Source organism: Streptomyces sp. NPDC028331 (genome assembly GCF_055565775.1).
The window spans coordinates 109,636-131,658 of the sequence record NZ_JBVHTR010000015.1; the positions used below are offsets into that span (position 1 = coordinate 109,636).

General features: G+C 72.1%; 17 protein-coding genes. 8 read left to right on the forward strand and 9 right to left on the reverse strand.

Annotated features, from left to right (window positions below; all coding sequences use genetic code 11):
- Window positions 1–109: 109 nt before the first annotated feature.
- Together dctA and ACZ4SW_RS22575 are read right to left on the reverse strand one after the other, a co-directional pair.
- A complete protein-coding gene (dctA, locus tag ACZ4SW_RS22570) occupies window positions 110–1,507 on the reverse strand; it encodes a C4-dicarboxylate transporter DctA (RefSeq protein WP_468247344.1) in 1,398 nt (465 codons plus the stop codon).
- On the reverse strand, window positions 1,504–2,622 hold the full coding sequence (locus tag ACZ4SW_RS22575; RefSeq protein ID WP_468247350.1) for a PrpF domain-containing protein: 1,119 nt from the start codon (window positions 2,620–2,622) through the stop codon (window positions 1,504–1,506). The genes dctA and ACZ4SW_RS22575 overlap by 4 nt, the downstream gene beginning before the upstream one ends.
- Before the next feature lie 147 nt (window positions 2,623–2,769).
- On the opposite strand from ACZ4SW_RS22575, the gene ACZ4SW_RS22580 reads away from it, so the two are divergent.
- Window positions 2,770–3,675, forward strand: a complete 906-nt coding sequence (locus tag ACZ4SW_RS22580; protein WP_468247769.1) for a LysR family transcriptional regulator — start codon at window positions 2,770–2,772, stop codon at window positions 3,673–3,675.
- A gap of 88 nt (window positions 3,676–3,763) precedes the next feature.
- On the opposite strand, the gene ACZ4SW_RS22585 is transcribed toward ACZ4SW_RS22580, so the two are convergent.
- Window positions 3,764–3,889 carry a hypothetical protein gene (locus tag ACZ4SW_RS22585; protein ID WP_468247358.1) on the reverse strand — a complete coding sequence of 42 codons (126 nt, stop codon included), beginning with the start codon at window positions 3,887–3,889 and terminating at the stop codon, window positions 3,764–3,766.
- Between the two features lie 126 nt (window positions 3,890–4,015).
- On the opposite strand from ACZ4SW_RS22585, the gene ACZ4SW_RS22590 reads away from it, so the two are divergent.
- The 6 genes from ACZ4SW_RS22590 to ACZ4SW_RS22615 all read left to right on the forward strand — a co-directional run bounded on the left by ACZ4SW_RS22590 (window position 4,016) and on the right by ACZ4SW_RS22615 (window position 16,178).
- Entirely contained in the window at window positions 4,016–5,236 is a 1,221-nt protein-coding gene (locus ACZ4SW_RS22590; protein WP_468247365.1) for a metallophosphoesterase, read from the forward strand.
- Window positions 5,237–5,406: 170 nt separating this feature from the next.
- The gene (locus tag ACZ4SW_RS22595; protein ID WP_468247372.1) at window positions 5,407–6,471 is read left to right on the forward strand and encodes an aromatic ring-hydroxylating dioxygenase subunit alpha; all 1,065 of its coding nucleotides are present in this window, start codon (window positions 5,407–5,409) and stop codon (window positions 6,469–6,471) included.
- Complete coding sequence (locus ACZ4SW_RS22600; RefSeq protein ID WP_468247379.1) at window positions 6,468–6,650, forward strand: hypothetical protein; 183 nt, start codon at window positions 6,468–6,470, stop codon at window positions 6,648–6,650. Before ACZ4SW_RS22595 ends, ACZ4SW_RS22600 begins: the two co-directional genes overlap by 4 nt.
- Window positions 6,647–7,582, forward strand: a complete 936-nt coding sequence (locus ACZ4SW_RS22605; RefSeq protein ID WP_468247387.1) for a PDR/VanB family oxidoreductase — start codon at window positions 6,647–6,649, stop codon at window positions 7,580–7,582. The genes ACZ4SW_RS22600 and ACZ4SW_RS22605 overlap by 4 nt, the downstream gene beginning before the upstream one ends.
- 126 nt (window positions 7,583–7,708) lie before the next feature.
- On the forward strand, window positions 7,709–11,290 hold the full coding sequence (locus tag ACZ4SW_RS22610) for a right-handed parallel beta-helix repeat-containing protein (protein ID WP_468247393.1): 3,582 nt from the start codon (window positions 7,709–7,711) through the stop codon (window positions 11,288–11,290).
- 25 nt (window positions 11,291–11,315) lie between these two features.
- Window positions 11,316–16,178, forward strand: coding sequence for a CHAT domain-containing protein (locus ACZ4SW_RS22615; RefSeq protein ID WP_468247400.1), 4,863 nt, complete (start codon window positions 11,316–11,318; stop codon window positions 16,176–16,178).
- Window positions 16,179–16,207: 29 nt separating this feature from the next.
- On the opposite strand, the gene ACZ4SW_RS22620 is transcribed toward ACZ4SW_RS22615, so the two are convergent.
- From ACZ4SW_RS22620 to ACZ4SW_RS22645, 6 genes are read right to left on the reverse strand one after another with little or no spacing between them, the layout of a single operon-like run.
- A complete protein-coding gene (locus ACZ4SW_RS22620) occupies window positions 16,208–16,408 on the reverse strand; it encodes a hypothetical protein (protein WP_468247404.1) in 201 nt (66 codons plus the stop codon).
- On the reverse strand, window positions 16,398–17,063 hold the full coding sequence (locus ACZ4SW_RS22625; RefSeq protein WP_468247409.1) for a DUF6338 family protein: 666 nt from the start codon (window positions 17,061–17,063) through the stop codon (window positions 16,398–16,400). Before ACZ4SW_RS22625 ends, ACZ4SW_RS22620 begins: the two co-directional genes overlap by 11 nt.
- A gap of 32 nt (window positions 17,064–17,095) precedes the next feature.
- Window positions 17,096–17,911: an ABC transporter permease gene (locus ACZ4SW_RS22630; protein ID WP_468247415.1), complete on the reverse strand. Its 816-nt coding sequence runs from the start codon at window positions 17,909–17,911 to the stop codon at window positions 17,096–17,098.
- A gap of 15 nt (window positions 17,912–17,926) precedes the next feature.
- Complete coding sequence (locus ACZ4SW_RS22635) at window positions 17,927–18,817, reverse strand: ABC transporter permease (RefSeq protein ID WP_468247420.1); 891 nt, start codon at window positions 18,815–18,817, stop codon at window positions 17,927–17,929.
- Window positions 18,818–18,826: 9 nt separating this feature from the next.
- Window positions 18,827–20,032, reverse strand: a complete 1,206-nt coding sequence (locus tag ACZ4SW_RS22640) for an ABC transporter substrate-binding protein (protein WP_468247423.1) — start codon at window positions 20,030–20,032, stop codon at window positions 18,827–18,829.
- Window positions 20,033–20,074: 42 nt separating this feature from the next.
- Window positions 20,075–21,112, reverse strand: coding sequence for an ABC transporter ATP-binding protein (locus ACZ4SW_RS22645; RefSeq protein WP_468247428.1), 1,038 nt, complete (start codon window positions 21,110–21,112; stop codon window positions 20,075–20,077).
- Between the two features lie 122 nt (window positions 21,113–21,234).
- On the opposite strand from ACZ4SW_RS22645, the gene ACZ4SW_RS22650 reads away from it, so the two are divergent.
- Window positions 21,235–21,972: a FadR/GntR family transcriptional regulator gene (locus tag ACZ4SW_RS22650; protein WP_468247435.1), complete on the forward strand. Its 738-nt coding sequence runs from the start codon at window positions 21,235–21,237 to the stop codon at window positions 21,970–21,972.
- Window positions 21,973–22,023: the final 51 nt, after the last annotated feature.

Sequence of the window (22,023 nt, forward strand, 5' to 3'; positions counted from 1 at the left end):
GAACAGAAAAAACAAAAACAAACCCCCACCCCCCCCCCCCCCCCCCCCCCCCCCCCCCCCCCCCCCCCCCCCCCCCCCCCCCCCCCCCCCCCCCCCCGCCCGTGCGACGTCAGCGTGTGGCGGGGAGGGGGTCGCGGGTCGGTGCGGGCGTCCCCTTCGGGCCGGGCTCGGCCGGCACCGCAGAAGGAGCGGAGGCACGGGCGTAGGGAATCTCGCCGCGCAGGACGGCCTTGGCCCGGTCCTCGTCGAGCTCGCCCTCCCAACGGGCGACGGCCAGGGTGGCGACGCCGTTGCCGACCAGGCTGGTCAGGGCGCGGGCTTCGGACATGAACCGGTCGATGCCGAAGATCAGGGCGAGGGCGGCGACGGGGACGTGCGGAACGGCGCTGAGGGTGGCGGCCAGGGCGATGAAGCCGGAGCCGGTGACGCCTGCGGCGCCCTTGGAGGTGAGCAGCATGACGGCGAGCATGGTCAGCTGCTGGGTGAGGCTGAGGTCGATGCCGAGGGCCTGGGCGAGGAAGACCGAGCCCATGGTCAGGTAGATGGCGGTGCCGTCGAGGTTGAAGGAGTACCCCGCGGGCAGCGTGATGCCGACGACCGGTTTCGAGGCGCCCGCGTGCTGAAGCTTGGCCATCATGCGCGGCAGGACGGGCTCGGTGGAGGAGGTGCCCAGGACGATCAGCAGTTCTTCTTTGATATAGCGCAGGAAGGGCAGCAGCCGCAGTCCGTTCAGGCGCATCACGGTCCCGAGGACGACCAGGACGAAGAAGAGGGCGGTCAGCCAGAACGAGCCGACCAGCAGGGCCAGGTGGCGCAGGGTGCCCAGACCGTAGTTTCCGATGGTGAAGGCCATCGAGCCGAACGCGCCGATCGGAGCCAGCCGCATGATCCAGCGGATGAGCGTGAACAGGACCGTGGAGAACTTCTCGATGCCCCGGGCGATGCCCAGGCCGGCCTCCCCGCCGGCGTGCAGGCCGAAGCCGAACAGCACCGACACCAGCAGCACCGGCAGGATCTCGTTGCCGCTCAGGGCGCTGACCAGGGTCGCCGGGATGATGGCGAGGAGGAACTCGGCGAAGCCCTCGTGGGCCGTGGTCGCCTCCGGCGGCAGGCCCTTGGTGGACAGGGTCGAGAGGTCGACGTGCAGACCGCTGCCCGGCTTGACGACGTTGACGACGACCAGGCCGATCACCATCGCCACGGTGGTCAGCACCTCGAAGTAGACCAGAGCCTTCAGACTCACGCGGCCCACCGTGCGGGCGTTGCCCATGGAGGCGATGCCGTGGACGACCGTGCAGAAGATGATCGGCGCGATGAACATCTTCACCAGCGCGATGAAGCCGTCGCCGAGCGGCTTGAGGTCGGCGCCGAAGGACGGCCACAGCCCGCCCACGGCGGCGCCGAGGAGGACGGCGATCAGGCACTGGATGTAGAGGTGGGACAGCATCCGGCGGATGCGGCCCGGTGGTGCGGTGACGGTACCCGGGGCGGCGTCGTTGCGGCTCATGCGGGGCGTCCTTCCAGGACGGGAACGAGGAGTTCGGCTCGGGCGATACGCCGGGCGGCGCGGTGCAGCAGCACCGTGGGGGACGCGCCGCCCGGTGCGGGGACGGCTCGGGTGGTGACCACGCCGGCGGGGGTGCCCAGACGCAGCGTGCCGTCGGCGGTCTGCCGGGCGACGCGGTGGGCGAGGGTGCCGGGGGTGGCGGCGGCCGTGGCCAGGGCCACGGCGGAGGTCAGTCCGATCGCCGGGTGCGGGGCGTGCATGGAGACCATGCGCACGGCCAGGTCGTACTCGTCCTGGTTGACGAGGACGCCCTGTGTGGTGCGATAGGGGGCGGGCCGGGCGACGATGCCCACCTTCGGCACCGCGTGGCTGACCGGATCGCCTTCGCGGGCCAGGCCCATGGCCAGCGCCGCCTGGCGGCGCAGCAGTGTCAGCGCGGGCACCGCGGCGGCGAACGCGGTGAGGGATTCCGTGCCGTCGAGGCCGAACGCCTTGGCCTCGAACAGCGCGGCCGGGGCGCCGGCGTCCACCAGGGATGCCTCGACGGGACCGTCCGGGCCGGTCAGCTCGTCCAGTGCCCGGCCGGTCGGCAGAGCGCGGCCGGTCGTCGAGCCCGCCGGGTCCTGGAACCCGAGCAGGACCGGCACGCCCGGCGCCGAGGTACCCGGCACCACGGCCGTGCCCTCCTCCGGGGCCACGCCGGCGGGGGTGGGGATCGTGCCGGTGAGGCGGGCCCCGGTGTTGACGTTGAGCATGCGGACGGTGGTGGTGTCCGGCGCGATCGGCACGAGATGGTGGTGGACGGCGTACAGGGCCACGGCGGTGGCGCAGTTGCCGCAGTTGCTGGCCCACTCCACACGCTCGTCGCCGATCCCGACCTGTGCGAAGGCGTACTCGACATCCACGCCGGGTTGGGGCGACGCCTGTACGACGGCGGCCTTGGAGGTGGTGGAGGAGGCGCCGCCCACGCCGTCGATCTGGCGGGGGTCGGCGGCGTTGAAGGCGGCGAGCAGGAGGGCATCGACGTCCACGCCCGTGGCGGCCACGTCGCGGTGGTCGAAGATCCAGCACTTGCTGGTTCCTCCGCGGATCATCTCGCCCTGCAGACGCAGCACAACCGACTCCTCACAGACAGGGAAGGGGAAGCCCGCCGACGGTCTCGCCGTGCGTGGTGTCCTCCACGGTGGGTTACGGCAGCGTGAAGTACAATCTCGGAAATCTGCATGGCTATTAAGATGAAGTGAACGCTGGAGGTGGCGGCATTGCTCGACGTCCGGCGCATCCTGCTGTTCACGGAGGTCGCCCGGCGCGGCTCGGTGACCGCGACCGCCCGCGCCCTCAACTACACACCGTCAGCGGTGTCGCAGCAGATCAGCCGCCTGGAAACGGAGGCAGGACAGCCCCTGCTGGAACGCCACGCCCGGGGCGTCACCCTCACCGACGCCGGACGGGCGCTGGCCGAACGAGGACAGCGGATCGAACGCGAACTGCGGGCCGCGGAAAACGAACTCGCCGACTACGCCGGCCTGCGCGCGGGCACACTGCGCATCGGCACCTTCCCCACCGTCGGCGCCTCGCTCCTCCCGCAGGCCGTGATCGCCTTCCGGGACGCCCACCCCGACGTACGGCTGACCGTCCGCAGCGCCCGCATCGCCGGACTCTGGACCATGCTGGAGAACCGGGAGATCGAGATGTCGCTGATGTGGGACTACGACTGGAGCCGCATCGACCGGGAGGACATCGTCGTCACCCCGCTCCTCGACGACCCGCCGGCCCTTCTCGTCAGCGACCGCCATCCACTCGCCGGCCGTGACGCCGCCTCACTCGCCGACTTCGCACAGGACCCCTGGATCACCCGCGCCGACCATCACCCGGTGGCCGAAGCCCTCGTCCGCGGCTGCCGCGCCGTCGGCTTCGAGCCCCACATCGCCTACGAGGCCCACGACTACCAGGAAGCCCAGGCCATGGTCGCCGCCGGCATCGGCGTCGCCCTCGCCCCCACCCTGGCCCTGGAGGGCATCCGACCCGGCGTCGACGTCCTGCCCCTCCAGCCGCCGGCCCCCGTCCGCCGCATCCTGCTGGTCCGCATGGCCGACCACTCGCTCACCCCCGCCGCCCTGACCTTCGCCGGACTCCTCCGCGACACCGCCGCGGCCCGAACAGCCTGACAGTGACACCGAACCGTCCGGGCCGAACGCGCTCACAGGGCAGACCGTGAGCCAGTAGCCGCAGAGCACGGCGGGCGGCATCAAGCAGTCAGGCCTCGGACGGTGCGGCAGCGTTCGAAGGGACGCCCTGGTTGACGCCGACCAGGCCGGTGGCCAGTTGGTCGGCCACGAGGCGCAGCACCGTTTCGTGGACCGTGGTGCCCGTGGCCGTCATAAGTACGCTCAAGTGCCCCGCGGCGACCGTCGGTTCATGTGCCGGAGTCGCGCAGCAGTGCGTACGCGAGCCCAAGGACGACCGGATACCCTGCGCGAGACAGCAGCGTGGTCAGGGAGGGGAAGCGTGACCGACACCAGCAACACCCGACCCGCCGAGAGCGACGCGCAAGCTCCGCGGCAGAGCCGACTGCACCGCCTGATGCGCTACCTCCCGCTGGTCGCCCCCGTCCTGCTGTGGACCGTGCCCTGCTGGGTGCTCCTGTACACCGGCCAGCACTGGCCGCTGCCCGTCACGCTGGTCGGCACCGCGCTGTTCGCCCTCGGACTCGTCGGTATGCCGCTCGCGATGGTGCGCGGCCACGGCCGGCGCCAGCAGGATGCGGCGGCGATCATCGGTGACACCCTGCTGGGCACGAGCTGGGTCCTGTTCACCTGGTCCGTTCTGCTCGGCGTCCTCCTGCGGCTCGCCCTGACCGTGGCCGGAGTCGGCGAGGGCCAGGACCGGGCCCGCACGGTCACGTGGGCCGTCCTCGGCATCACCGCCGTACTGCTCGCCTGGGGGTACACCGAGGCCCGCCGCGTGCCCCGCGTGCGCCACCTCGACGTGCAACTCCCGCGGCTGGGCCCCGGGTTGGACGGCCTCCGCGTCGTCCTCATCACCGACACCCACTACGGCCCGCTCGACCGCGCCCGCTGGTCGGCACGGGTGTGCGAGACGGTGAACACCCTGGAAGCCGACCTGGTCTGCCACACCGGCGACATCGCGGACGGCACGGCGGAACGCCGCCGCGCCCAGGCCACCCCACTCGCAACCGTGCGGGCCACCCATGCCCGCGTATACGTCACCGGCAACCACGAGTACTACAGCCAGGCCCAGGGCTGGGTCGACCTGATGGACGAGCTGGGCTGGGAGCCGCTGCGCAACCGCCATCTGCTGCTCCACCGCGGAGGCGACACCCTCGTGGTCGCCGGCGTGGACGACGTCACCGCCGAGTCCTCCGGCCTGGCCGGCCACCGCGCCCACCTCGCCGGAGCGCTGAACGGCGCCGACCCCGACCTGCCCGTCCTGCTCCTGGCCCACCAGCCCAAGTTCATCGACCGGGCGGCCGCCGCCGGCATCGACCTCCAGCTCTCCGGCCACACCCACGGCGGCCAGATCTGGCCCTTCCACCACCTGGTCCGCCTCGACCAGCCCGCCCTCGCCGGCCTCACCCGCCACGGCACCCGCACCCTCCTCTTCACCAGCCGCGGCACCGGCTTCTGGGGCCCGCCGTTCCGCGTCTTCGCCCCCAGCGAGATCACCCTCCTCGTACTCCGCTCACCGCACCGACCCACTTCGCCGTAGCACTGGGCGGGCCACGCTCACGCGACCCGCCGCCATGACGTCCGAGCATCCCGACCACCCCTCTGAACAGGCGTTTCGCATCGCTCCTTCCGCGAGACGGAAGCCGTGTTGCGCCCCCGCGACGCCCTTCCGGACCATGTCGCCAACGCAGACAGACGGGAGCCGCAACGATGCCCCACATGACCGCCTTCGCCAGGAACCAGTGGTACGTCGCCGCCTACAGCCATGAGGTCGGGCGCGAGTTGCTCGGCCGTACGATCCTCGGTGAGCCGCTCGTGTTCTACCGCACCGAGGACGACGGCACCGCGGTGGCCCTGGCCGACCGCTGTGTCCACCGCCGCTTCCCGCTCTCGGAGAGCCGGCTCGACGGGGACCGCATCGTGTGCGGGTACCACGGGTTCACGTACGACACGACGGGCGCCTGCGTGTACGTGCCGGGGCAGAAGCGCATCCCGCGCACGGCCCGGGTCGCCTCCTACCCGGTCGTCGAGCAGGACTCCCTGGTGTGGGTGTGGATCGGCGACCCCGCGCTCGCCGACGCGGGGACCATTCCGCGGGCCCGGCACCTCGACTCCCCCGAGTGGGTCACGGTGCGCGGCATGGAGCCCATCGACGCCGACTACGGCCTCCTGGTGGACAACCTCCTCGACCTCTCCCACGAGACGTATCTGCACGGCGGCTACATCGGCACCCCGGAGGTCGCCGAGACGCCGATCACCACCGAGGTCGACGAGGGCGCCGGGATCGTACGGGTCAGCCGGCACATGGACGACGCCGAGTGCCCGCCCTTCTACGCCCGTTCCACCGGCATCGAGGGCCGCATCACCCGCTGGCAGGACATCGAATACCACGCCCCCTGCCTCTACCTGCTGCACAGCAGGATCGCCCCGGTCGGCGTGCTGCCCGAGCCCGACGGCAGCGACCCGAACGGCTTCCACACCGAGATCACCTACGCGATCACCCCGTCCACCGACGGCAAGGTGTACGACTTCTGGGCCGTCTCCCGGGACTTCGCGAAGGACGACGAGGACGTCACCACGTTCCTGCGCGACTTCAACCACACGGTCGTCATGCAGGACGTCGACGCGCTCAACCTGCTGCAGAGGACGCTCGGCACCGAACGGGCCGGCTACCAGGAGCTCAGCATCAACATCGACACCGGTGGTCTCGCCGCCCGCCGCATCCTCGCCCGTCTGGTCGAGGAGGGCGACAAGCCGGTGGAGAAGGTCCGGTGAGCACGCCCTCCGCCGCCGTGACCCGCGAGGTCTACCGCATCGACTGGCTCCCGGGCACCGACGTACTGCACGGCACCTGCCACTGCGGCGCCGAGCACACCGCCCAGGACCCGGTGCAGATGTGGGAGTGGATGCTCGCGCACCCCGAAGGACACCGGCCTCAAGGAACCACCTCATGACCGCGTACGAAGCCGAACTCGTCGTCGACCGCCGCGAGCGGGCGGCCGAGGGCGTGCTCGCCCTCACCCTGCGCCACCCGCTGGGCGGGGAGTTGCCGGCCTGGGAGCCGGGCGCCCACGTCGACGTCCTGCTCGGACCGGGTCTGGAGCGGCAGTACTCGCTGTGCGGTGACCCCGCGGACCGGCACGCCTGGCGGATCGCCGTGCTGCGCGAGGCCGACGGGCGGGGCGGGTCGGCGTACGTCCACGAGCAGGTGCGCGAGGGTGACAAGGTGCGGGTGCGCGGACCGCGCAACCACTTCCCCCTGCACCCCTCCCCCCGTTACCGCTTCATCGCGGGCGGCATCGGCATCACGCCCGTCCTGCCGATGCTCGCCGCGGCCGAGGCGGCCGGCGCCGAGTGGACCCTGCTGTACGGCGGCCGCACCCGGGACTCCATGGCCTTCACCGCGGAGTTGGAGCGATACGGGGACCGGGTCACCGTCGCCCCGCAGGACGAGACCGGGCTGCTGGACCTGGCCTCGGTGCTGGACGACGTCTCCGACGGCACGCTCGTCTACTGCTGTGGCCCTGGCCCGCTGCTGGACGCGGTGGAGCAGCGCTGCCCCGCCGGGACACTGCGCACCGAGCGGTTCCAGCCCAAGGAGCAACCGGCCGGGGACGATGGCGAGTTCGAGGTCGTCCTCGCGCAGAGCGGCCGTACGCTCACCGTCCCGCCCGGGGTCTCGATCCTGGACACCGTGCGCGACGCCGGCGTCGAGGTGCTCTACTCCTGCACCGAGGGAACCTGCGGCACCTGCGAGACCGACGTGCTGGAGGGCACCCCGGACCACCGGGACTCGGTGCTGACGCAGGAGGAGCGGGAGTCCGGCGAGACGATGATGATCTGCGTCTCCCGGTGCCGGGGCGGGCGGTTGGTGCTCGATCTGTGACCGCGGGCACGCCGACGAAGGGGGCGTGCCCGGCGGCCTTGGCCGAACTCGTGCGCGTGGTGTGAAGGACCGGCCGTCCGGGCCTGACGTGGCGTCACCGTACTCGGTACCCTGACATCGCATGGCGTGACGGGGGACGTCAACGGGGGTTCGATGGCGCAGGCGGTGAGACCGGAGACCGGTCAGGCGCGTCCCAGGACGCGGATCGGCAGGAGTCCGCAGGCACTGGCCACGCTGTTCTGCCAGACGGCCGCGGCGGCGCTCGCCCTCTGGGCCTGTTCCCGGGGCGCGCACTGGCGGTCGATGCCCCACGGCTTCCAGGTGTCCCGAGTGGCGGGTCTGGCGGTGGTGGTGTGGGCGGTGCTCCTCGTCGTGCTCCTGGTGAGACTCCTCAGGCCGGTCGCCCTCGTACTGGGCGAGGGCGGCCTGGAGCTGCGGGGCGGTGCCCGGCGCACACGGCTGGACTGGGGGGACGTCGCAGGACTGTGCCTGCTGCCGGGGCCGCGGCGGACGTCGATCACCGGGAAGGAGTTCTTCCGGGGGGAGTTGCTGGTCCGGACGCGTCAGGGGCGGCGTCCGCGCGGTCCGGGCACGGTTCTGTCACCGGTGTGGGACGAGGCACGCGGGGGGATCGTTCTCGATCTGCGGTATCTCGCGGTCACCTCGCAGGGCCTCGACGACCTGTGCCGCCGCTACGCGGGAGAACGCTGGCACGGCGCGGCCGCGTTGCCGTACGGACCGGGGGAAACGGTGACCATCCCCGGTCTGCTGGCCTCGCGCCCGGCTGCCGTGCTGCGGCGCGGCCGCATCGCCCTGTCGTCGGCCTGCGCCGTCCTCGCCTGGGTCCTGAACGGCGGCGGTGTCACGGCGGCGGGCGCGGTGACGGCCCTGTCGTGGGGCACCGACGTCTACGCGATCGTCACGTTCGTGATCACCTCCCCTCTGTCCTCGCTGTGCCGGCTGCGGATCGACGCCGAGGCCATCCGGCTGACCCTCGACGCCACCGTGCACGTTCTGCCCCGGGATGCGCTGAGCGGTGTCGAAGTCGGGCCGCCGGTATCACCGCCCGCGAGGTCCCGTGCGGTGCCGACGGCGCTGCTGGCGCGGCTCGCGCCGCACGCGGCTCGGCCGAAGCCCAAGCCGTTGTGGGGATGGCTCGTCGAGCGGGACGGGGTGCTCGCGGTGGCACCGCTGCTCTCCGCGGCCCGTCGGCACCGGCACGGCCTGGAGGTCTTTCCCGAGCAACTGACCGACGTGCTGCGCGGGTTCGGGTACCCGGGGACCGCCGCACGGGAGGAGACCATGGACGGGGGCGGGGACGGGGACGGGGAGCAACTGACGCTGACGGTGTCCCGGGAGGCGCCCGGAGCCCACCGGACGATCGCCTCCGCGCTGCGGTCCGCGGGCGACGGACGGCCGGTTCGGGTGCTGATCGAGCCGGGCCGGTACGACGAGGCCCTGGCCATCGGTGGGGAGGCCGAGCTGTGCGCCGCGCAGGGGGCCGGGACCGTGGTGATCGAGAGTTCCGCCGACATCACCGTCGAGTGCGCGGGCAGCGTCACCCTCGCCGATGTGGAGATCGTGAACCGGAAGACGGCGGCCGTCAGCGGCACCGGCCGGCTCGTGCTGCGCGGCTGCACGGTCAGCGGCCACGGCGAGTTCGGTGTGCGTGCCCTGGCGGGCGGGTCACTCGTCATGAGCGACTGCGAGGTCAGGGTCGGCCGGACGGCGGTGACGGGGGCCGAGGGCACGGTGGAGCGCAGCCGGTTCACGGACGCCAAGGCGGAGGCCGTGGTGGTCTCGGAGGGCGCGCGCGTTTCCGTCGTGGGCTGTGAGGTGAGCAGGAGCCGTTCGTGCGGCATCAGTGTGCGAGGTTCCACGGCCCGGATCGAGGACTGTGAACTGACCGGCACCGGCGACCACGCGGTGTGCGTCGGGGACCATGCCGAGGCCGACGTGGTGCGCTGCCGTGTGCTCGACGTCCATGTCACCGGGATCGCCTACTACGGTCAGGCCCGGGGCACCGTGGAGGGGACCACCGTCTCGGGGGCGAAGAACGGCGTGCAGATCACGCGCGGCGCCGATCCGGTGGTGCGGGGCTGCCGCTTCGAGAACTGCCGGAGCACGGGCGCGACCGTGACCGAGCAGGGGCTCGGGACGTTCGAGGACTGCGACTTCGAGCGCACCGGCGAGAGGGGTGTCAACGTCACCGACGGCGGGGCGCCCGTGGTGCGCGACTGCCGGATCAGGGACGGCAAATGGGGGTTGGTCGTCATGGGCGCCCGCGGCCGTTATGCGGACCTCGACATCCGCGGGCAGACGTCCCCGGCCGTGTGGGTCGGCGAGGGGGCGTCGGCCGCGTTGCACAAGGCGCGTCTGGAGGGCTGCGAGAGCGGGCTGCTGGTGAAGGGCGAGGGCACGACCCTCGCGGTGACCGACGCGGTCATCGCGGACATGACCGTGTCGGGCGTCGCCCTCGAGGGGCAGGCCCGTGTCACCCTCGAGCGGTCGACGGTCGACCGTGCCCAGGTGTTCGCCCTCAACTGCCGCGGTTGGAGCCATCTGACGGTACGGGACGCCCAGGTCTCCGGCCCCGGTGAGGCCGGGCTCCTGGTAGTCGACGACGCCACCGTCGTGGCGGAGCGGCTGACGGTCACCGGCGCCGCCGGCCACGGCGTACTGGCCCGGGACTCCGGCCGTCTGTCGGTGTCGGGCAGCGTTTTCAGGGACTGCGGGAGCGACGGGGTACGCATCGAGGGCACCTGTACCGGCCGTTTCGTGGACTGTGAGATCACCGGGAACAAGGGCGAGGCGATCGTCGGCAACGACCGCGTGCGTTTCGACGACGTACGCACCGGCCCCGCGGCCGACCCGGGGGACGCGGCGCGCACCGAGCCGCCCGAGACGGGGCCGCTCGCCGAATTGAACAGCCTGATCGGGTTGGCGGCGGCCAAGGAGCAGGTCAGGGTCCAGGTCGATCTGCTCAGGCTCGCCCGGTGGCGCCGCGAGGCCGGTCTTCCGAAACCGCCGATGGCCCATCACCTCGTCTTCTCCGGACCGCCCGGCACCGGGAAGACGACCGTCGCGAGGCTGTACGCGAAGATCCTCGCGGCGATGGGGGGCCTGAGCAAGGGGCATCTGGTCGAGGTGGCCAGGGGCGATCTGGTCGGCGAGTACCTCGGCCACACCACGCAGAAGACCCAGCGGGTCTTCAACCGTGCGCGGGGCGGAGTGCTGTTCATCGACGAGGCCTACAGCCTCGCCCGGAAGATCGGCGCCACCTCCGACTTCGGGCAGGAGGCGATCGATGTCCTGACGAAACTGATGGAGGACCACCGCGACGAGGTCGTCGTGATCGCCGCCGGATACACCGAGGAGATGCGCAGCTTCCTCAACGCCAATCCGGGACTGCGCTCCCGTTTCTCCCGCATCCTGGAATTCGCCCCGTACGAGCCGGACGAGCTGGCCCGGATCGTGGAACTCCAGGCCGGCAGGCACGAGTTCAGGCTGGACCCCGGAGCCTGGCACCTGCTCGTGGAGCATTTCGAGCAGCGGGCGAGGCGGGGTGATCCCGCCAACGGCCGGGACGCACGCACCCTCTTGGAGGCGATGGTGGAGCGGCAGGCGGCACGCCTGTCCTCGGCGACCGAGCGGCCCGCCGAAGAGCACCTCGTCCTGCTGCTGGCCGAGGACGTCCCGCCGTTGTGACAGTGCTGCGTCCTGGAGGGATCCGATGAACCCGACACCGGTGGACGACCCGGTGGGCGCGATGCTGGCCCGGGTCTTCCAGGCCGTCCAGTCCGAGGCCCCGGCCGACCTGCGGTGGTTCCTGTCCGCGGAGGCGGCCGGGGCGGCCGAAGAACTGCGGCGTGGCTTCGTCGCGCCGGACGGAAGCGGTCCGCTGGCGGTGCTGTACGCGCTCGGCCTCTTCGACTGGTGCCGGTTCCACGCGGGCGACGAGGCGTCCGGGGACGCCTTCGGCGGCGCCCTGCTGCATCTGGCACCCGTCTACGCACACGACCCGGCGAGCGTGCCCTCCGACCTGACCCCCGTCCTCGCCTTCCTGGCCGGCGAACCGGCCGGGGCCGACGTGGACCCGGGTACGGCCCACGACGTCGCCGACGGCATGGTGAGCGTCTACTACCGGCTGCGCTACCCGGGCGCGCTGCGCCTGGCCGAGCAACTGATGCGCCATGCCGCCCGCGGCTTCCCGGACGCCAGTGCCGAGCAGGGCACATGCCTGTCCACCCTGGGCCTGATCCTGCTGCACCGGTTCGAGGAGAGCGCGGATCCCGGGCACCTGGCGGAGGCCGTCGACCTCAGCCTCGCGGCGGTGGCCGCGGCACCGTGGCACCAGACCGAGCAGGCCCGCCGACAGGGCAATCTGGGCCTGGTCCTCACCCACCGGGCACAGCGCACGGGCGACCCCGCCACGGCCCGGCAGAGCGTGGACGCCCTGCGACGGGCCGTGGAACTGGGCGGACCGGACGATCCGCACCGCTCCCTCCACCTGGCCAATCTCGGAGCGGCGCTCAACCAGGCGGGGCGCCTGTCGGGCGAGACGGGACAACTCGCGGAAGCCGTGCCCCTGCTGCGCCGGGCCGTGGCGGCCGAGGACCCGCGCTCCCCGAGGCACGCCAGGTACCAGTCGGAACTCGGCACCGCGCTGACCCACCTCGCCGTGGAAACCGACCAGCGGGATCTCTTCGACCAGGGCATCGCGGCTTTCCGGGAAGCGGTCCGGACCGCGGTGAACGACCACGACCGCGCGCTGCACCTGGCCAACCTGGCCTACGCCCTCTGTGGCCACGCCCGGCGCACCGGCGACGCGCGGTCCGTCGAAGCGGCGCTCGACGCCGTGCGGCAGGCACTGGACCACGCCCCGCCCGAGCAGTCCCTGCGCGGTCAAGCCCAGTGGGTGCTCGCCGAGGTCCTCGAAGCACGGTTCGCCGCGACGGGCAGCGCTGCCGACCTGGACGGCGCCACCACCGCCGCACGGGAAGCGGTCCGGCTGACCCCGCCCGGCCGGCCGCAACGGGTGATCCGCCTCTGCAGCCTCGCCGACCTGCTCCGGAAAGGGGCCAGAACCACGTCAGCGCCCGAACGGCTCGCCGATGCGGTCCAGATCCTGCGGGAGGCTCTCGGCGAGACCCGGCCGGAGTCCACCGACCGGGCCCGCGTCCTGCTGGAACTGGGCACGGCCCTCGACGGGCCGGGTGACACGGAGCAGTTCTGGTCCGGGGAGGGCGGCAGGGCTGACGGGGACGGGAGCGGCAAGGACGAGCAGGACGACGAGGCGCTGCGGTGCTTCCGCGCGTGCCTGACCCTGCCCGCCCCCTACCACCGCTTCCCGTCCCGGGTGAGGCGCACGCTCGGGACGGCGCTCGCCCGGCGGGGAGCGAGCCGGGGCGACCGCCGGCTCTGGGAGGAAGGGGCGGGGCTCGTTCGTGAGGGCCTGGATCTGCTGGCACCGGACGACCCGTTCCGCACCGAGTATCTGGACGCCCTCGGATGCCTCCACCAATGGGCCGGGCGCACCGGCGATCCGGCCCACTACGCCGAAGCCGTACGGTATTTCCGCGAAGCGGTGGCCGAGGCGCGGCCGGACAGCAGGGACCGGGCACACAGCCTGTCGAACCTCGGAGCGGCCCTGTGCAACCTCGGCCATCTCACCGCGGACCTCGATCTGCTGGCCGAGTCGGTACGCGTCCACCGTCAGGCCGTCGCGGCGAGCGCACCGACGGACATCGATCTTCCGTTCCGGCTGGGGAACCTGGGCGACGCGCTGCAGCAACTCGCCGAGTCCACCTCGGACGTCGGCCTGCTCCGCGAGGGGATCGGCGTGCTGCGCGATTCCGTGGCCGCGGCCCCCGAGCCCCATCCGGGCCGGGCGGACTGCCTGAGCCGGCTGGGCAACGCCCTGCGCGCGCTCGCCCGTTTCACGGGGGAGACCGCCCCCATCGAAGAGGCCGTTCGGTGGCACCGGGAGGCACTGGCCGCCCAGGGCGGGGCCGCGCCGCCGAGACGGCTGACGGGTCTCGCCAATGCGCTGCAGGATCTGTGCAGAAGGACGGGCGACGAGGCGCCCGGGGCCGAAGCCGTCCGGCTGTTCCAGGCCGCGCTGGCCTCGGCGGCGAACGCCGCACCGGACGAGCGCGCCATAGTGCTCCACGACCTCGGACGCAGCCAGTTCGACCACGCCGTGAACACCGGCGACGACGTCCTCATGGAGACGGCGATCGGCATGCTGCGCGATTCCGTGGCCACCATGCCGCCACGGCATGTGAAGCGCGGAAACCTGCTCACCACCCTGGGCGCGGCGCTGATGCGCCGCTCGTCCCTCACCGGTGACACCACCTGGCAGGCAGAGGCGGTGGACGTGCTGCGCACGGCGGTCGCCCAGTGCGCCCCGACGGCCTTCGAACGGGCCGGTCTGCTCTCCAACCTTGCCGAGGCGCTGCGCGGCCGCTACGAGTCCACCGGAGACCGCGCCGCCGCAGACGAGGCGGTCGCGCTGCTGCGCGAGGCCATGTCACTCGGCGACGGCGAGCGCTTCGGCAGACAGGTCGCGCTCGCGAACCTCGGCACGCTGCTGCAGTCCGTCTCCTTCTCCGACCAGGACACCGCATCACAGGCAGAGGCGTGCGAGCTCTTCGAACGGGCCCTGGTGGACTACGGGGAGGACCACGGCTGGCGCGGATTCCTGCTGACGAACCTGGCGGGCGCGTCCTGGCAGCTGACCGAACGCATCCAGGACACTGGCAGTCCGCTGTTCCGTTCGGCGCTGCACCGAGCCGTCACCGCTGCGCGGGAGGCCGTCTCCCGCACCCCGGACGGCCATCCGGACCGGGCCAGGGCGCAGTGGATCCTCGCCGAGGCCCAACTGCGCCGCGCCTCCCTCGGGGAGCGAGTCGACCTGGCCGAGACGGCCCGGCTGGCGCGGCAGGCCGCGGAGAACCCGACGCCCACCGTTCCCCTGCGCGTCCAGGCCGCCCGGACCTGGGGGGACGCCGCGGCGGCGGCCGGGCAGGACGCCGAGGCGCTGGCCGGATACGCCTACGCCGTGGAACTGCTGCCCCGGGTCGCGCCGCGCAGTCTGCGCCGCGCCGACCAGGAGGAGCGGCTCGGCATCGGTCTCGGCCTCGCCTGCGACGCGGCGGCGTTCGCCCTGCGTGCGGGCGATCCGTACCGTGCGTTGACCCTGCTGGAGCAGGGACGCGGGGTTCTGATCAGCCGGGGCCAGGACGACCGGGGCGATCTGTCCAGGCTGCGGGAGAGGGACCCGGCACTGGCCGCCGAGTTCGACAGGCTCCGCGACGAGTTGAGCACCGACCCCGCCCGGCCTCCGGCCGTCCGGACGGACCCGGGGGCCGGGGACCCGGCCGAGGACTGGTACGCGGACGGCAGGCGCGCCGAGGCCCGGCACGCGATGGCCAGGCAGTGGGACCGGCTCGTGGAGCGGATCCGCGCCCTGCCCGGGATGGAGGGGTTCCTCCGCCCGCCACGGACCCGGGACCTCCTCGCGGCGGCGGCGGACGGGCCGGTCGTGGTGGTCAACGTGAGCCGTCACCGGTCCGACGCCATCCTGGTCACCGGCGAGTCGGTCCGGGCCGTACCGCTGCCGGGCCTGTCCTTCGCGGACGCCCTGTCGCAGGCGGCGGCCTTCACCGAAGCCGTCGACGAGGCGTACGGGATGCGGGACCCGGACCGCGCCCTGCGCGCCGTGCGGCGGCTGACCGAGACCCTGGAATGGCTCTGGGACACGGTCGCCGAACCGGTCCTGGACCGTCTCGGACTGCGGTACACGCCCGACGAGGGCGAACCCTGGCCACGGCTGTGGTGGTGTCCCACCGGGTGGCTGTCGTTCCTGCCCCTGCACGCCGCGGGTCGGCACCTCACCGGCACCGGAGCGAGCGTCCTGGACAGGGCCGTCTCGTCCTACACTCCGACGCTGCGCGCCCTGGCCCTGGGCCGCGCCGGGGCCCGCGCGGAGCCGGCCGGACGTCCCGCGCCGCTGGTGGTCGCGCTCCCCGAGACGCCGGGCGCCGGACCGCTGCCCGGTGCCGCCCGGGAAGCGGACCTGATCACCCGTCTCTTCCCGGGTGCCTCCCGGCTCTCGGGCCCGCAGGCCACCGTCGACGCGGTACGGCGGGCCCTGCCCGGGCACTCCTGGGCGCACTTCAGCTGTCACGGCGTCAGTGACCGGGAGCGGCCCTCGCAGAGCGGGCTCCAGTTGTACGACGGCCGGCTCAGGGCCCTGGACGCCGCGGCGGAACATCTGAAGGACCCGGTGCTGGCCGTGCTGTCGGCCTGCTCGACCTCCCAGGGGGGATTCGGTCTGCCCGACGAGGTCATCCACCTGGCCTCCTCGTTCCAGCTCGCCGGATACCGGCATGTGATCGGTACCCTGTGGCCCGTCTCGGACAGGCTGTCGACCTGGCTGACCGAGGACCTGTACACCTCGCTCGCCGCGCAGGGGCACGAGGGCCGCGCCGTGGATCCCGCCGCAGCCCTGCACCGGTCGGTCCGGGCCCTGCGCGACCGGTTCGCCCGCGCCCCGCACCTCTGGGCCGCCCACACCCACCACGGTGCGTGAGCCGCGGGCGGACCGCGCCGCGCCCGCGGTCACGCCTCCGGGTCGGAACCCGACGCGCCCTCGGGCCCGGAGCCGGACCCGGATTCGCTCATCGCGGTACCCGACGGCGCCTGCGGCATCTGCTCCGGCTCGGCAACCCTGTCGGTGGGGCGGTAGGTCCGCGCGTCGGAGAACTCCATCAGCTGGGCCAGGAGTTCCTCGTCCGTGGGCTGCTTCTGCTCATGCGTCACCTGTCTCTCCCTCCGCCGGGTCCGTCGCCTGGTGGGGCGGGGGCATCAGGATCTCCAGCACCTCGATGTCCGCCATCTTGATGTACACCCCGCCGGTGTCCGCCACCCGCTCGACGAACGTCCCGTCGGGGCGCAGCCGGTACTGGGATTCCAGATAGATGTCCGGCTGCTGCGGAAAGGTCGACACCGCCGATCGAGAGCCCATCCAGCCCCCGACCCAGAGCCCGCTCTTCAGCCGAGCCCGGACGAAACACGAGCCGCGGTCGCGGAACAGCGCGTCCCAGGCGGTCGGAGTCGGGTCGTAGCGGGCCCGCAGGCGACGGCCCGTGAACCATGCCTCCACCCATGCGAGCGTGGAGGGGATGAGCACCACGAAGACCAGCCCGGCCAGTCCCGCACGGCGCGGGTGCCGGGCCAGCCCCGCCAGGGGGCCATGGCCTGCGCCCAACACGAGATCAAGCAGCCACGGCCCGGCCGCCACCGCGTAGAGGGCGTCCAGCAACGCGCCCGCCGCGATGGCCCGTACCAACCGGTTCTGCGGCTCCTGTTCGGCAGCGGACGGCCCGCGCAGACGCTCCCTGACGGCCTGGTAGAAGATCCCGGGCACCACCAGGACCACGAGGATCATCAGTTGCTGAGCCGTGCCCGGAACCATCGCCCCTCCCCCCTGGACGGTATCGGATTTCTCTAGATCCGGCTCTCCGTCGCCGTGTCCGCCGACAGTCGCTGGGCGACGTAGATCGGGATCACCGACAGCAGGACCAGGACCGCCGCCACCACGTTGACCACCGGTGCCTGCTGTGGGCGGGTCATGTTGTTGAAGATCCAGATCGGCAGGGTCTCGATGCCGGGGCCCGCGGTGAAGGTCGTCACCACGATCTCGTCGAAGGACAGCGCGAACGCGAGCAGCCCGCCCGCGAACAGCGCCGAGCGCACCAGCGGGAAGGTCACGTCGACGAAGGCGCGGAACGTGTCGGCCCCCAGGTCCATCGCCGCCTCCTCGTAGGAGCCGGAGGTGCGGCGCAGCCGTGCCACCACGTTGTTGAAGACGACGACGATGCAGAAGGTGGCGTGCCCGACGATCACGGTGAACAGGCCGAGACCGACGCCGAGCGGCTGAAGGACCGTGCTGAACGCCGAGTTGAGGGCGATGCCGGTGACGATGCCGGGCAGCGCGATCGGCAGGACGACCACGAACGAGATGGCGCCCCGGCCGAAGAAGCGGTGCCGGGCCACCGCGAAGGCGATCAGTGTGCCCAGCACCAGGGCGACGGCCGTGGCGCCGAGGCCCGCCTTCACCGAGACCCACAGCGCGTTGCGGGCGCCCGCGTTCTCCCAGGCGACCGACCACCAGTGGAACGTCCACCCGGGCGGGGGCCAGCTCGCGCTGCGGTCCGGGTTGAAGGAGTTGACCAGGACGAGCGCGAGCGGGACGTAGACGACCGCGAAGCCGAGCCCGGCGGCGACGCGCAGCGCGATGCGCGCGGAACGGGACAGTTGCATGACAGCGGACCTGTTCTAGAGGCTGCTGAGCGCGCCGGTGCGGCGCATGGCCAGCAGGTACAGCACGATGACCACCACCGGAACCGTGCCCAGCGCGGCGGCCATGGGCAGGTTGAGCTCGATGTTGGAGTAGACGAGGTTGCCGATGAGCTGGGTCTTGCCGCCGACGATCTGCACGGTGATGTAGTCGCCCAGGCTGAGCGAGAAGGTGAAGACCGAGCCGGCGGCGACGGACGGCAGCACCATCGGCAGCACGACCGAGCGGAAGGTGCGGCCGGGTCGCGCCCCGAGGTCGGCGGAGGCGTCCAGCAGGTTGGCGGGCAGGTGCGCCAGTGCCGTGTGGATGGGCAGGATCATGTACGGCAGCCACAGGTACGTGAGGGTGATGATCGCCGCCGGGAGGCCGAACCCGGGTCCGCTCAGCCCGAACGGCTTGAGCATCCAGTCGGCGAGCCCGCCCTCGGACAGGATCAGTCGCCAGGCGTACACCTTGACCAGGTAGCTCGCCCACAGCGGGGTGAGGATGGCGACCACCAGCAGGGGGCGCCACCTGGGCTTGGCGACGCGTGCCGTGTAGAAGGCGAGCGGGAAGGCGATCACCGCGCACAGGAGGGTGACGGCGAGGGCCACGACGATGCTGCGCCAGATGACCTCGCGGAAGACGGGGGTCGTCAGCAGCGCGTGGAAGTTGTCGGTCGACCAGACCTTCACCACCTCGGAGGTGAAGGAGTTCGTGGTCCAGAACGCCGAGACGAACAGCACTGCGAGCGAGCCGAGGTAGAGCACGGCCAGCCACAGCAGGGGGGCGGTGAGCAGCAGGGACAGCCGCAGCCGCGGGCGGCGGTGCAGCATCCCGGCGAGCCGCCGGACGGGGGCCCGTCCGGCGGCCTGCGCGGTGGCGGTCATCGTCGTGCCTCAGCCCTTGATCTCGGTCCAGGCCTGGACCCACTTGGCGTACGGCACGCACTTGACGTCGCTGCGGCCGTCGAGGCACTGCTCGATGGGCGTGTTCCAGAAGGCGATGTTCTTCCAGTAGGCCGTGTCGGCGGCGTGGAAGGTGGTGCAGAAGTTCTTGTCGCTGGTCTGCTCGCAGGCCTTGGCGTTGGCCGGGGCCTCACCGAAGTACTCGGCGACCTGCGCGTTCACCTTCGGGGAGATGATCCAGTTCATCCACTGGTAGGCGCAGTTGGGGTGCTTGGCCTTGGAGTACAGCATCCAGGTGTCGGACCAGCCGGTCGAACCCTCCTTGGGCACGATGGCGTTGACCTTGGCGCCTTCGCTCTTGGCCAGGTTGGCGATGACCTGCCAGGTGGTGCCGACCACGGAGTCGCCGCTCTTGAAGGCCGAGACCTCCTTGAGGTAGTCGCCCCAGTACTCGCCGACGTTCGCGTTCTGCTTCTTCAGCAGGTCGACCGCCGCGTCGAACTGCTTCTGGTCGAGCGCGTACGGGTCCTTGATCTTCAGTTCGGGCTTGGTGGCCTTGAGGTACAGCGCCGCGTCGGCGATGTAGATCGGGGAGTCGTACGCCGTCACGTGCCCCTTGTACTTGGCGGCGTCGTCGAAGACGGCGGACCAGGAGGTCGGCGCGGGCTTGACCTTCTCCGTGTTGTACATGAGCAGGTTGGCGCCGCGGCCGTGCGGGATGCCGTACGCCTTGCCCTTGACGGAGTTCCAGGCCTGCAGCTTCAGGTCGCTGAAGACGTCCTTGTAGTTGGGGACGAGGTCGGTGTTGACCGGGGCCGCGTCTCCGGAGGCGATCAGGCGCAGGGAGGCGTCGCCGGACGCGGACACGGCGTCGTACTCGCCGGTCTTCATCAGCTTGACCATCTCGTCGGAGCTGGCCGCCACCTTGGAGTGCACCTGGCAGCCGGTCTGCTTCTCGAAGTCGCCGACCCAGTTCACCTTGGGGTCGTTGGATCCGTCCTCGACATAGCCGGCCCAGGCGATCAGGTTGACCTGCCCCTCGTTCTTGCCCAGCTTGGACTGCGCCTTCAGATCGGGCGGGTTGAGGCCGGTGGACGCGGAGCCGCCCGAGCCGGAGCCGGACGAGCCGCAGGCGGTGGCCGCGAGCAGCATCGCGGCGGCGACCGCGCTGGCCTTCAGGGTTCGGGTGAGACGCACGACGTTCTCCATACGTGACGATGACCTGGCGTGGGGGGATGGTCAGCGGGCGGCCGGGACCTGGACGGCGTGGCGGCGGTGCCACGTGAGGCGGACCCGGGTGCCGCGGTAGGCGGCGACGTCCTCGGAGGAGGTCTCCAGGTTCTGCTGGAGCGCGGTGAGGCGGCCGCCCGCGTCGAGGTCGACGAGGAAGCGGGTGGCGTCGCCGAGGTAGACCACTTCGGCGACGGTGCCGGTGGCGGTGGAGTGCTCGGGCTCGTCCGCGAGGGAGGACTCCTTCAGCACCCGGATCTTCTCGGGCCGGATGCTGTACGTGCCCGGGGCGCCGGTGACGCGCTCGGCGGCCTCGCCCTGGAGCAGGTTGGAGGTGCCGACGAAGGAGGCGACGAAGGCGGTCGCGGGGCGCTCGTATATCTCGGCGGGGGTGCCGACCTGTTCGATGCGGCCCTGGTTGAAGACGGCGATGCGGTCGCTCATCGTCAGGGCCTCCTCCTGGTCGTGGGTGACGAACACGAAGGTGATCCCGACCTCGCGCTGGAGGGCCTTGAGCTCGACCTGCATCTGCTCGCGCAGCTTGAGGTCGAGGGCGCCGAGCGGTTCGTCGAGCAGCAGGAGGCGGGGGCGGCCGACGAGGGCCCGGGCGAGTGCCACCCGCTGGCGCTGGCCGCCGGAGAGCTGACCCGGCCGCCGTCCGCCGAAGCCTTCCAGGCGCACGTCGGCGAGCGCCTTGCGGGCCCGCTGGAGCCGTTCGGCCTTGGGCACCTTGCGGACCTTGAGGCCGTAGGCGACGTTCTGCTCGACGGTCATGTGCGGGAAGAGCGCGTAGTCCTGGAAGACGGTGTGGACGTCCCGCTCGAAGGGGGCGAGGCCGGTGACGTCCTGGCCGGCCAGCTCCACGGTGCCGGAGGTGGGGCTCTCGAAGCCCGCGATCATGCGCAGGACGGTCGTCTTGCCGGAGCCGGACGGGCCGAGCATCGAGAAGAACTCCCCGTCGGCTATCTCCAGGTCGACCCCGGCCACGGCGGTGGTGCCGCCGAACTCCTTCCGCAGGCCCTGGAGCCGGACCGCGCTGCCCTTCATGGACGGGAACCTTTCTGGAGCAGACTTTCGTTCTTACCCTGGGTCGTAAAGATATGAAGTCATAGTTCAAAGCTCAAGTCCCTCTTAAGGTAAAGGTTGAGTCAACGCACAAGGTGGTGGCCGTGAAGCAGAACAGGGACGGCGCCGCCCGGAGAGCCGTGTTCGCCCCGGTGGACACCCGGGCGCGCGTGGAGACGGTCGTCCGCCGGCTCAGCGACGCCATCGAACTCGGGCTGCTCGCCGACGGGGAGCAGCTTCCCGGGGAGGCCGAGCTGGCGGGGCAGCTCGGCGTGTCCACCGTGACCCTGCGGGAGGCGCTGATGGCGCTGCGGCAGCAGGGGCTGGTCACCACCCGGCGGGGGCGTGGCGGCGGCAGCTTCGTCTCGCTGCCCGCGGACCCGGCCGAGGAGCGGATCAGGCAGCGGCTGGCCGGCTGGAGCACGGAGGGGCTGCGCGACCTCGGCGACCACTGGGCGGCCGTCTCCGGGGCCGCCGCCCGGCTGGCGGCCGAGCGCACCGAACCGGACGATCTCCAGCACCTGCGGCGCACCCTGGAGGAGTTCGCGACGGCCGTGGACGCGGCGGCACGCAGCCGCCTGTACGGCCGGTTCCATGTGGAGCTGGCCGCCGCCGCGCAGTCGGCCCGGCTCACCCGGGAGCAGATCGCGCTCCAGACGGAGGTCGGGGCCCTGCTGTGTCTCGTCCTCGGGGACGACGCCTGTCGCGACGAGGTGGCCGACCGGCACCGCTCGCTCGTCGGCGCGGTGCGGGACGGCGCGCGGGATGCGGCCAGGGAGCTGGCCGAGGGCTGCGTCCAGGAATCGACGGCCCGGCTGATCGCGCTGCGTCTGACCCTGTAGGCGCTGCCGTCCGACGGGCGCCCGCCCCGCAGGGCCCGCCGCCGAGGGGAG